The organism is Rhodococcus sp. 15-649-2-2 (assembly GCF_002258645.1).
GTDB lineage: Bacteria > Actinomycetota > Actinomycetes > Mycobacteriales > Mycobacteriaceae > Rhodococcoides.
Genome location: NZ_NPFM01000024.1, coordinates 94953 through 106838, shown reverse-complemented (window position 1 = coordinate 106838; position 11886 = coordinate 94953). Strand labels below are relative to the sequence as shown.

12 protein-coding genes are annotated in these 11886 nt (G+C 64.0%); 5 read left to right on the top strand and 7 right to left on the bottom strand.

Annotated elements, in window-relative coordinates:
* Positions 1-14: 14 nt before the first annotated feature.
* The 4 genes from CH305_RS16075 to CH305_RS16060 form a co-directional block, all read right to left on the bottom strand.
* Complete coding sequence (locus CH305_RS16075; protein WP_141215851.1) at positions 15-227, bottom strand: hypothetical protein; 213 nt, start codon at positions 225-227, stop codon at positions 15-17.
* Positions 228-325: 98 nt separating this feature from the next.
* Entirely contained in the window at positions 326-1201 is an 876-nt protein-coding gene (locus CH305_RS16070; RefSeq protein WP_094704238.1) for a pseudouridine synthase, read from the bottom strand.
* Between the two features lie 3 nt (positions 1202-1204).
* On the bottom strand, positions 1205-2047 hold the full coding sequence (locus tag CH305_RS16065; protein ID WP_094704220.1) for a rhodanese-related sulfurtransferase: 843 nt from the start codon (positions 2045-2047) through the stop codon (positions 1205-1207).
* An 18-nt stretch (positions 2048-2065) separates the two neighbouring features.
* Positions 2066-3718 (bottom strand): alkaline phosphatase, encoded by a 1653-nt coding sequence (locus CH305_RS16060; RefSeq protein WP_094704219.1) that lies wholly within the window; start codon positions 3716-3718, stop codon positions 2066-2068.
* Positions 3719-3845: 127 nt separating this feature from the next.
* Between CH305_RS16060 and CH305_RS16055 the strand changes: the two genes are divergently transcribed.
* Positions 3846-5318: a cryptochrome/photolyase family protein gene (locus CH305_RS16055; protein WP_094704218.1), complete on the top strand. Its 1473-nt coding sequence runs from the start codon at positions 3846-3848 to the stop codon at positions 5316-5318.
* Positions 5319-5722: 404 nt separating this feature from the next.
* On the top strand, positions 5723-7111 hold the full coding sequence (locus tag CH305_RS16050; protein ID WP_094704217.1) for an HNH endonuclease signature motif containing protein: 1389 nt from the start codon (positions 5723-5725) through the stop codon (positions 7109-7111).
* Positions 7112-7219: 108 nt separating this feature from the next.
* Here the strand turns inward: CH305_RS16050 and CH305_RS16045 are convergent, their stop codons facing one another.
* Entirely contained in the window at positions 7220-8284 is a 1065-nt protein-coding gene (locus CH305_RS16045) for an iron-siderophore ABC transporter substrate-binding protein (protein WP_037153302.1), read from the bottom strand.
* Between the two features lie 102 nt (positions 8285-8386).
* On the opposite strand from CH305_RS16045, the gene CH305_RS16040 reads away from it, so the two are divergent.
* A complete protein-coding gene (locus CH305_RS16040) occupies positions 8387-9211 on the top strand; it encodes an SDR family oxidoreductase (protein ID WP_094704216.1) in 825 nt (274 codons plus the stop codon).
* The gene (locus tag CH305_RS16035; protein ID WP_094704215.1) at positions 9208-9702 is read left to right on the top strand and encodes an SRPBCC family protein; all 495 of its coding nucleotides are present in this window, start codon (positions 9208-9210) and stop codon (positions 9700-9702) included. Before CH305_RS16040 ends, CH305_RS16035 begins: the two co-directional genes overlap by 4 nt.
* Positions 9703-9705: 3 nt before the next feature.
* Here the strand turns inward: CH305_RS16035 and CH305_RS16030 are convergent, their stop codons facing one another.
* Complete coding sequence (locus CH305_RS16030; RefSeq protein WP_094704214.1) at positions 9706-10215, bottom strand: DinB family protein; 510 nt, start codon at positions 10213-10215, stop codon at positions 9706-9708.
* 99 nt (positions 10216-10314) lie between these two features.
* Between CH305_RS16030 and CH305_RS16025 the strand changes: the two genes are divergently transcribed.
* The gene (locus CH305_RS16025) at positions 10315-11349 is read left to right on the top strand and encodes an NADPH:quinone reductase (RefSeq protein ID WP_094704213.1); all 1035 of its coding nucleotides are present in this window, start codon (positions 10315-10317) and stop codon (positions 11347-11349) included.
* An 11-nt stretch (positions 11350-11360) separates the two neighbouring features.
* On the opposite strand, the gene CH305_RS16020 is transcribed toward CH305_RS16025, so the two are convergent.
* The gene (locus tag CH305_RS16020) at positions 11361-11834 is read right to left on the bottom strand and encodes a phosphoribosyltransferase (protein ID WP_094704212.1); all 474 of its coding nucleotides are present in this window, start codon (positions 11832-11834) and stop codon (positions 11361-11363) included.
* Positions 11835-11886: the final 52 nt, after the last annotated feature.

Sequence of the window (11886 nt, the reverse complement as noted above, 5' to 3'; positions counted from 1 at the left end):
GCGCGTTTGTCGGTTCAGGGGAGGTTGTACTGAGGAATCGTGGCCACGATTCCGGTGCACTGTCCCGTGAAGATGGTCAGCGCGCAGGCCTCCCACAACCGAGACAGATCCGAAATCGCTCCGCTCGAGCTACCGGTGCTGGCGCTTCCGGTATCGGCTACCGCGACCGCAGGCGATGCTACGGCGATGACTGCGGCTCCCAACACGACAGCAATACGACGCTTCACGCTGTTCTCCTCTTCGATTCCGTCGAACACGTTCCGAACGCGACGCTAATCGCGCGCCCGAATCGTCACAATCGTCCGAACGAACGATTCGAAACCCGTCAGACCTCGAGTACGCGGGCGCTGACGAAGCGCCTGGCCTCACCGGTCAGGGGGTCCGTGAAGTTCAGTGCCCGGGCGAGGAGCTGCAAGGGTCTGGTGAAGTCGTCGGCAGGAACCGAGGTGAACACCGGATAGTACGGGTCGTTCTCGATAGGAATACCCAACGAGGACAGGTGAATCCGCAGCTGGTGCGTCTTTCCCGTCTTGGGAAACAGTCGATAGCGGGCACGATCACCGAACGTTTCGACGAGTTCGATGCGCGTCTCGCTGTTCGGCTCCCCCGGCTCCTCGTACGCCGTCATGACCCCGTGCTCCTTGAGGATTCGGCTCCGTACGATGCGCGGAAACTGCAGCGCCGCATCGAATCCCGCGACGGCCTCGTATTGCTTGGCGACGTTCCGCGTCGAGAAGAGTTCCTGATACGGCCGTCGGGCATGCTTGGTCTTGGTGAAGAGCAGCACCCCGGCGGTGGCGCGATCGAGTCGGTGCGCGGGCGTGAGGTCGGGGCAGTCGAACTGCTTACGTAGTCGCACCGTCGCGGTTTGTGTGACGTGCCGACCACGCGGGATGGTGGCGAGGAAGTGCGGCTTGTCGACCACCAGCAGGTCGTCGTCCTCGTGCAGGATGCCGATCTCGAACGGAACCGGAACCTCCTGCGCTGGAACACGATAGAAGTACACCTGACTGCCGGCGCGGTACCGTGTGTCGACGGAAACGGGCCTGCTCTTCTCGTCGACCACTTCGGCGTCGAGCATGGCCCGCCGCCAGTCGTCCTCGGGCATCTCACGTTCCAGATACTCGGCGATCGTGGTAGCCGGATCACCATGCGGTAGAAGCAGTCTCATAGGCGCGAGACCGTCCCGAAAAGGCAGCATCACTCAGGCGCAATCGATACAGATCAACCGCAAACCACGGCCGGCATCACCGTCGAAGTCCTGGTACCGCGACGTCGGGTTGCCGCAGGAACTGCAACGACCGATGACGGCGGTGTGGTCGGAGAAGTTCTGTGCCATCCGCTTGTCGAAAACGAACAGCGAGCCCTCCCAGAGCGCGTCGTCGCCGAAAGTCTCTGCGTATCGGACGATTCCGCCGTCCAGCTGATAGACCTCCTCGAACCCACGGGCCACCATCAATGAAGACAGCACCTCGCACCGCACTCCCCCGGTGCAGTACGTGACCACCGGGGACTTCTTCAGATGGTCGTACGCACCGGAATCGAGCTGCGAGACGAAGTCCCTCGTCGTTTCGACGTCGGGCACCACCGCGTTCTTGAACTTTCCGATCTCGGCTTCGAAAGCGTTGCGGCCGTCGAAGAAGACGACGTCGTCCCCACGGGAATCGACGAGCTCGTGCACCTGCTCCGGGCTCAGATGAGTGCCACCGCCGACCACGCCGTCGGCGTCGACCTTCAGCTCCCCGGGCGCTCCGAATGTGACGATCTCGTCCCGGACTCGAACGGACAACCGAGGGAAGTCGTTGCCGAGGCCGTCGGACCACTTGATGTCGGCCGCCTTGAAGGCCGGATAGCTGCGGGTACCGCGGACGTACCTCTTGACGTCGTCGACGTCACCGCCCACCGTCGCGTTGATGCCGTGTTCGGAGATCAGGATGCGTCCGGTCAGATTGTTCGACGCGGCCAGCGACTGTTGCCACAGCCTGATCGCTTCGGGATCGGGCAGCGGAGTGAACACGTAGAACAGGACGATTTTCGGTACAGCCACGCTGTCCAGTATGGCGTGTCAGCCCCGTGGGGGCGCTGCCGCCCGAACGCGCTGAGTGCCGGAGTCGACGGTGAAGCCCGCTCCCCAGTACACCGCAGTCTGCGGATCCTCCTTGGCGTTGAGGAACCAGTGGTCCATCCGAGCCGCCGTCTTGGTGACCTCGAAGACACCGAACCCGTGGCTGTCGAGGTCGACGAACTTGACGTGGTGGTTGAGCGCCTTGAATGCTTCCTCGGCGACCCGGCCCAGCGTGTGCGGCGGAGTGTGCGTCAAATCGTCGATGTTGGCCGAGCTCACCGAGGTGACGACCAGCTCGGTGGCAGCAGGCTCCGTCGTTGCGTAGTGCGCCGCGTCGAGAGGCACCTCGCAGGCCCAGGCCGAGTGGATGTCGCCGGTGATGAAGACCGTGTTGTCGACGCCTGCATCGACGATCGCTCCGAGCAGCTTGCGGCGGTCGGCGGTGTAGCCGTCCCATGGATCGGCGTTGTAGGGCAGACCGCCCTCGGGAATTCCGAGCAGCGAGGTGACCGCCCTGGCGGCGTCGCGGTCGAGCGGCGGGATCAATGTCGGAGTGATCATCACCGGATTGCCGACGATCTTCCATTGCGTCGGCGACGAGACGATGCCGTCGGTGAGCCACTGCATCTGCTCGGCACCGGTGATGGTCCGGTTCGGCGAATCGACCTCGGGACCGTTGAACGGCAACACCTGCTGCGAGCGGTAGGTCCGTAGGTCCAGCATCGAGAGTTCGAGCAGGTTGCCGAACCGGAGCCTGCGGTACAGATGACGGTTGGTCGCGGTGCCTGCCGCGCGTACCGGCATCCACTCGTAGTAGGCCTGCTCCGAATTGGCCTTGCGCGTGTACCAATCGCCCTCGGTGGCGGGAGTGTGGTTCTCGGCACCGCCGTCGTACGCGTCGTTGGCCGACTCGTGGTCGTCCCACGTGCAGATCCACGGCACGTCGACGTGGGCGGCCTGCAGATCCGGGTCGGACTTGTACTGACCGTGCCGCTGACGGTAATCGGCGAGCGTGACGATCTCGTGCGTGGGCGAATGCTGCCGCACGACGCCGTCGCGCCCCGGGAAGCCGCCCGTCTCGTACTCGTAGATGTAGTCGCCGAGGTGCACGATGGCGTCCAAGTCCGTCCTGGCGGCCAAATGCCGGTAGGCACCGAAGTAGCCCGACTCCCAGTTGGAGCACGAGACGACGCCGAAGCGCATCGCATCGATGTCGGCATTGTTGGCCGGTGCGGTGTGCGTGGTCCCGACGGCCGATGCCGCGTCGCTCGTCCGGAAGTCGTAGAAGTACGTGGTGCCCGCGCTGAGGCCGTCGACGTCGACCTTGACGGTGTGATCGGTATCGGGGCCGGTCGAGACGGTGCCGGAGGAGACGACGTCACCCATGTCTTCGCTACGCGAAATCCGCCACGTCACCGACACCTGCGGGCCGACGCCGGAGCCCGGGGTGGCGTCGGGCGTGGGGGTGATGCGGGTCCAGAGAACGATCGCGTCGGGTAACGGATCTCCCGACGCCACCCCGTGCAAGAAGCCTCGGTCGCTGCCCTGCGCGTGGGCAGTCGCAGGCAGGGTCGTGGCCACTCCGGCCACCGCGACGGCCACCGACGACGAGCGAAGAAACGTCCTTCTGGAAAGCGCAGACTCAGCGTGCATCGGGTCAGTCCATGCGATGGATGGTCGGTGGTCAAGTAAGGCGCGCCTGGGTCGGCCCCAGTGTTCACCAGCCGGCCATGCTCCGGACGCGGGTTTGCCTTCGTCGCTGCGGGAGAACACTCCGAGAATGGACGCTCTGTGGTTGTTCGGTGATCAGCTCGGCCCGCACTTCCACTCGGTGGACGAGCATGCCGAGCGAGACGTGCTGATGATCGAGTCCCGTCGCGTGTTCCGGCGTCGGAGATACCACCGGCAAAAGCTGCACCTCGTGTTGTCGGGAATGCGTCATCTGGCCGATGAGCTGGGTGATCGCGTCACCTATCTGCAGACCGAGACGTACCGCGAGGGGTTGGCCGAGTACGGCAAACCCGTGGTGGTGTTCGAGCCCACCTCACACGCGGCGGAGAAGTTCGTCGCCGCCTTGCACGAGGAGGGCCTGGTCTCGGAGATTCTGCCGACGCCGATGTTCGCGCTTCCCCGGGCAGAGTTCGCCGACTGGGCGGCCGAGCGTGGGACCTTCCGGATGGAGACGTTCTACCGGGAGCAGCGCAAGAGATTCGACGTGCTGATGGACGGTGCCGATCCCGTCTCGGGGAAGTGGAACCTCGACGCCGAGAATCAGTCGCCACCGCCGAAGGGTCGGTTGACCCTGGGTGTCGAAGAGCCGTGGTGGCCGACCGAGGATGCCATCGACGATCAGGTGCGCGCCGACCTCGACGACTGGGACCTCGACACCGTCGGAGTCGACGGGCCACGAGTATTCGCGGTGACGGCGGCCGAGGCATCGGAGGCGTTGGCGCACTTCGTGAATTACCGCTTGGACGACTTCGGCAAGTACGAGGACGCGGTGATGGCCGACGACTGGACGATGTCGCACTCGCTCCTCTCGGTCCCGCTGAATCTTGGCCTGCTGCAACCGCTGGACGTGGCGCACGCTGCCGAGGACGCCCACCGAGACGGCACCCCGCTGGCGAGTGTCGAGGGTTTCGTTCGGCAGATTCTCGGCTGGCGCGAATACGTATGGCACCTGTACTGGCATCTGGGGCCGGAGTACCTCGAGCGCAACAAGCTCGAAGCGCATGAACCCCTTCCGAGTTGGCTGACGGAGTTGGACGGTGATGCCGTGGTGGCGAAATGCCTGTCCAGCACCGTCGACGGCGTGCGCGACCGCGGCTGGGTGCACCATATTCCTCGACTGATGATTCTGGGAAACTTTGCGCTGCAACATGCTTGGGACCCCCGAGCCTTGACCGACTGGTTCGCAACAGCTTTCGTCGACGGGTTCGCCTGGGTGATGCCGGTGAACGTGATCGGCATGAGCCAGCACGCGGACGGCGGCGTGATCGCCACCAAGCCCTACGCCTCGGGCGGGGCGTACCTCAATCGCATGACCGACTACTGCAAGCCGTGCGAATTCAACCCGAAAAAGCGACTGGGCGACGACGCCTGTCCGTTCACCGCCGGCTACTGGGCTTTCGTACACCGGCACCGCGAGATGTTGGCACTCAATCACCGCACGGCGAGGCAGGTGTCGTCGATGAACCGATTGAATGACCTCGAGCAAGTGTTGGAACAGGAACGTCAGCGCGAGGTGTACTGACGCGCCGGATGCCTGCACCGCGGATTTCCGAACTTCGAGAGCGTCGCGCTCGGTGACGAAACGCCGCATCGGTCCGATGGCCGTACGTTGGGCGAATCTGCATGCGCGACGCTCCCCACGTGGTCGCGGACCGCCCGCGCGGCAGATGAACCGCCACGAAGACACCCAAGTAACGCCAGCGGCGGATAGGAACGAGTTGGTGCTGGTCGATTACGCGTAAAAAATCGAAATAGTCACAGCGCTGCTCGGACTGAAATCGCTGCGGCGATCACCATCGGAAAACGGGCTCCGTAGCTCCTACCACAGGCTACCGACAGGTCCCGATTCACGAATCCTTATGCACGGCAATAGTTTTCGATTCGACTATCATTGTGTATCGAACATGCGTTCGATACACTTACCTCATGACCACAGATATCTGGCAACTGAGCGAGGCAGAACTCCTCGCCGACGCTGCCGATGTCTCCCACCAGATCCAATTGATGGAAGCCCGACGCATCGCCCTCGTCGCCGAGATCGATACTCGCGTCTCCCGGGAGAAACTCGGATTCCCCGGACCCGCCGGGTGGCTGACCTCCACCACCCTGCTCACCCCCGGCAAAGCGACCAAGATCGTCGCCCTCGCCCGCGGACTGAAGAACTTCCCCGACATCGCCGACGCCGTGAACACCGGCGTGATGTCCGTCGACCATGCCGCGTTGATCCTCACCTTTGCCGAAACCCCACCCAAGAACCTCCCGCAGGAGGGTCGCGACATCGCCCGCGCTGCCATGATCAAAGCTGCGACCGGACCCGGCGCACGCACCGACCGCATCCGTGAAGCGATCACCAAACTCGAGGACACCTACGGTGGCAAGAAGCCGCCACCCGAGGACACCGACCGCAACGAACTCTTTGCCTCGAAGACCTTGAACGGGCGGCTGGCGCTCAAAGGTGACCTCGACGCCATCACCGGAGAGAAACTGCTCACCGCGCTCTCACCGTTGACCGAACCCCGACCCGCCGCCGACGGCACCCAAGACGAACGCAGCCCCGCTCTACGGCGCGCCGAGGCATTCGGGCACATCCTCGACCGCTACCTCGCCTCGAGTAATCGACCCACCGAAGGCGGCGAAAAACCGCACCTCAACCTGCACATCACCCTCAAAGATCTCACCGACCTTCGCCGAGGGCAGGACAACGGCAACGGAAGCGGAAACGGCAGCACCGCAACCGAATCCGACTGCAGCAGCAGTGATGGCGACGGCATCGGCAGCGGCGATGATTGCGATAGTGGCAGCGGCGGTGACGCTGACGGTTGCGACAGTGGACCGGCCGCCGATCGTGGCGCCTATCGGGACCTGTTCGGCGATGGCACCACCGTCGGGTGGCTGCCCTGGATGGGACCACTCACCCGCGAGACGTCCCGCCAACTCGCCTGCGACTGCCTCCTCACCGCCATCGTCATGGACGAGAACGGCTCCCCGATCAACCTCGCCCGCACCGCCCGCACCGTCACCGCCAAACAGAAACGCGCGTTGACCGCCCGCGATCACGGGTGCGCGTTCCCCGGCTGCGGAAAACCCGCAGCCTGGACCGAAGGCCACCACATCTGGCACTGGACCGACGGTGGCCCCACCGACATGAACAACCTGGTCCTATTGTGCGGATTCCACCACCGCCTCATCCACCACAGTGACTGGGAAGTCTTCATCGGCACTGACAACCACCCGTGGTTCATCCCACCCGCCACCGTCGACCCGTACCGACAACCCCGACAATCCCACGCCCGAGCCGGCCCCCACATCACATAACCACCCACACACGGAACCAGCCCCGCACCGAGAACACGATGCGGGGCTGGAAGAGGTTGTCCTACGGGATGATTCGAGTAGACCACCGTGGCCTCCCCTACGCTCCGCTCAATTAGCCGACGACGTGCCGGTGTCGACCTTCGCGACAGCCTCGTCGATCATCGGCACATATCGCTCGAGTGCCCAGGGCACAGTCAGCGGATTGATGATGGACGATCCTGTGACGAACGACTGATCCGTCGGCGCAACGACCGAACCCCGGGACACGGCCGGAATCTGCTTGTATGCAGGCTGATTCTCGGTGTCGGTGCGGTTCTGCGGGTCCGAGTAGAACGTGAAGATCAAGTCGGAATCGTTCAGCAGATTCGCATTCTCCAACCCGATGACCGACGAGTCGGTGCCCTCGGTCTCGTCGAGCGTGTTGACTACCGGATCGACCTGCAACCCGAGACCGCGGACCATCGCGACGCGCTGCTCGTCGGCGAGAAACACGCCGAGCGTGCCGGGACCGGTGTTGTAGATGTAGGAAAAGCTCATGTCCGCATACTCGGGGTGCTGGGCGGCGGCGTCCGCGAAGCGGCTCTCGATCTTGTCGATCTCCTCCGCAGCCTTCTCCTGTTCGCCCATGGCCTTGCCGATCACGGTGATCTGGTCTTCCCAGGTCGTTGTCCACGGCTGCTCCTCGTACGCAACCACCGGGGCGAAGGCACTGAGCTTGTCGAACTGATCCTGCGTGATGCCGGACCACGGTGCCAGGATCAGATCCGGTTCGAGCGCCGCGACGGCCTCGATGTTCAATTCGGTACCGCCGGTGAACTGTTGGGGAAGTTCGGCACCCAACTCCGTCACGGCGTCGTGCACCCACGGCAGATAGCCGGTGTCGTCGGCACCCCACGAATACTCCTCGACACCGACCGGGACGGTGCCCAACGCGATCGCCGTCTCGGCCGAACCCTGCCCGAGAGTCACGATGCGCTCCGGCTTCTCGGTGATGACCGCCTGCCCCAAAGCCGAATCGATCGTCACGGACGCGAAGTCACCGCCGTCGGCGTTCTGCGTCTCGGCGGTGTCGCTGCTGCCACATGCGCCGACCACAAGGACCGACACGGCGAGCGCGGACAGCGCGGAGAACCGTCGAACAGACCGCCGACCGGCCGTTGGAGCAGAAGACATGGCTACCTCTCGATAAGCAAAGGGACGTTAAAGTTAGACTAGGCTAACCTCTCATTGAGATTCAAATGCGCTGCACAACACGCATTCGCTACGGTGGGACACATGAGCCTTCCTCGTCCCGCACCCGATCGGACTGCCGTCGTGACCGGAGCGTCGTCCGGCATCGGGGCCGCCATCGCTCGCCAACTCGCCTCCCGAGGCCACGGCGTCATCCTCGTCGCCCGGCGTGCCGACAAGCTCGAAGAGTTGGCACAGGAGATCCGAGCACGGGGAGTCCGAGCCGAAGTGCTCGCCGCAGACCTCTCCGACCGCACTGCTCGCGCCGAACTGCTCGGACGCATCACCGATCTCGGCCTCATCCCGGACATTCTGATCAACAACGCCGGACACTCCACCCTCGGACCCGTCGCAGAATCGGATCCGGATGCGGAAATGAACATGATCGAGGTCGACGTGGTCGCCGTCGCAGACCTCTGCACCCGATTCCTCCCCGGCATGATCGAACGCCGACGCGGCGCGCTGCTCAACGTCGCCTCGACCGCCGCATTCCAGCCCTTGCCCGGACAGGCCGGATATGGCGCATGCAAGGCGTTCGTGCTCTCCTACACTCAATCTCTGACCGGAGAACTGCGCGGAACCGGAGTGACCGCCACCGCGCTGTGCCCCGGACCGGTGCAGACCGGATTCGGTGAGGCCGCGGGCTTCGCGAAAGACGATGCAGAGAAGGCACTTCCGTCGATCATGTGGGTGTCGGCAGAAACGGTGGCCAAGACTGCCGTCGACGACATGACCAAGGGACGCATGGTCTCGATCCCCGGGCCCGCGAACCGCATCGGATCGATCTTCGCCCAGATCACCCCGCGAACGCTACTGGTGCCCATGCTCACTCGTATTCATCCCGGCCTGAAGAACGGTGCGTCATCATGAAACGCGAACTCGCGGTCTCCGACAGCATCGTCGTGAACGCCGACGCCGACACTCTCTACGCTGCAATCAGCGACCCCACCAAGATGGGGCAGTGGAGCCCCGAAAATACCGGCGCAACGGTCCACGAACCTCGCGAGAGTGCTTACGTGGGAATGGTGTTCGACGGAACCAACATGCGCGGCCGGGCGAAGTGGATCACTCGCTGTACCGTCACCGCGGCGGACCCGGGCAAGACCTTCGAGTTCCGCGTCCACGCGATCGGCAAGAGCACTCCGAAGATCAAGGGCGCGAACGCAACCTGGCGATACGACTTCGAGCAGGTCGCGGACGGCACAAAAGTCACCGAAACCTGGACCGACGACCGAACGAAATGGCCCGACGCCCTGGCCCTCGTGTTCGACAAGATCGTCACCAGCGGCAAGACGTTCCCGCAGTTCCAGCGTCGAAACATCCGTAAGACGCTGGAGAACCTGCAGAAGCGTTACGCCTGACGGCTAGGCCTGCCGGGTGTACAGGCCGAGAACGTACGAGGCCTGCCCGGCATGCTGCAGGTCGTCGGACACCACCGATATTAGTCGCGCACCCAATGTGACCGGCGGATCCCAGTTCTCGTCGACGACCTGGTCCAGATCGTCGGTCGAGATACTGCTGACGTACGCAACGGTTTTCGAGTGCACGGCGTCGTGGTACTCACGCAGCAACTCGGCGCTCGAGGTGACCTGAGCGACGTCCGAGGACAATTGGCCGTAGCCGATGTCGGACTTGTCGAACGGTAGTCCGAAACGCTCGAACCACGAGTCCGACGTCCAGACCTGTTCGCTCCCGGCCACACCCGCGATGTGGTCGTCCTGCACCCGCGTCAGGTGCCACAGCAACCACGCGATGCTGTTGGCGTCGGCGTCGGGTCGATACGTCAACGCGGCAGTGGGGATATCGTCCAGCACCGAGTGGACGAGTTCCTTGATCCGGCCGAACGCGTCGGTGAGCAGGTCGTTGTGATTCATAAAGGTCCATCTCTTCTCTGACAGCACTGATGACCACTCATGCATACCCCGATGAGGCCGTAGGGAACATCGGAGCGGTCCGAGCGCGTTGGAACAGATATGACCGCTCCAGCAATTGTGTACACCCGCACCGGCGATTCGTCCGTCCTCGAGCTGAAGGATCGCGAGGTGACCGAGCCCGCCGCAGGCGAAGTCCGCGTCCGCATCGTGGTCTCGGGCGTCAATCCGACGGACTGGAAGAACCGGACCGGCTCCGGCCCGGGTGAGAAGCTGGCATTCGACGAGGTGGTACCGAACCAGGACGGTGCCGGAGTGGTCGACGCGGTCGGCCCCGACGTCGATGGCGTCTCCGTCGGAGATCGTGTTTGGGTGTACCTGGCCCAGCACCAGCGTCCCACTGGAACAGCACAGTCTTTCGCAATCCTGCCCGCCTCCCGGGTGGTACCTCTGCCCGACGGCGTCGGATTCGACGTGGGCGCAAGCCTCGGGGTGCCCGCGATGACGGCGCACCGCGCACTCACGGTGTCCGAAGACGGACCCGCGCGGCTGCACCCGGGCGCACTGGAAGGCAAGTCGGTACTCGTCGCCGGTGGTGCCGGTGCCGTCGGACATGCCGCAATCCAATTGGCCCGCTGGGCAGGCGCGACCGTAGTGACGACGGTCAGCGGACCGGAGAAGGGCGCACTGGCGACCGCCGCAGGCGCGCATCACGTGGCGAACTACAAGGCAGGCGACGCCGCAGCCGAGATCCGCGAGTTGGTGCCTGCCGGAATCGATCTCGTCGTCGAGGTTGCTCCCGCACAGAACGCCGCGCTCAACGCTGCCGTGGGAGCGAACCGCGCATCGGTGGCCGTCTACGCCAACAACGGCGGAGACACCGTGACCCTCGACGTCCGGCCGAACATGGTGCTCAACACCCGCTACCAGTTCGTACTCCTCTACACCGTCGGCGACGAGGCATTGCGTAACGCCGAGGCGGACGTCAGCGCCGCGGCGGCCGCAGGTGTGTTGGAGGTGGGTGAGGCCACCGGTCTACCACTGCACCGCTTCCCGCTGAGCGAGACCGCTGCCGCGCACGACGCCGTGGAGAAAGGAACCGTCGGGAAGGTGTTGATCGACGTCAGCGATCAGTAAGACGAGTCGACTCACGTGATGACCGGCAACGTGGACCATGGAAAGTTGATCCACTTGCCGGTTTCTCGCCACCAATAATCGGGCTGCACAATGGTTCTCGGCTTGGTGTAGATCACGGCCGACCGCACGTCGGGCGTATGCGCCTTCAGTAGATCGATCACCAGAGCCAGGGTGCGGCCGGAATCGGCGACGTCGTCGACCACGAGCAACTTCTTGCCGACGATCGCATCGGTGTCCAGAAGGGGTTCCAAGACAACAGGATCGGGCAAAGTCTCCTCGATGTCGGAGTAGAACTCGACATTGAGGGTGCCCGCAGCCTTGACGCCCATCGCGTAGGCGATCGCGCCCGCGGGAATGAGTCCGCCGCGGGCGATCGCGATGACGATGTCCGGAACGAACCCGTCGTCGACGATCTTCTCGGTCAGGTCGCGTGAGGCGTCTCCGAACGTCGCCCACGTCAGTACTTCACGTTCCTGTTCGGTCATGACACACCACTCTACTCAGATCCACTGTTGCCGAAACAGCAAATTTGTTTGC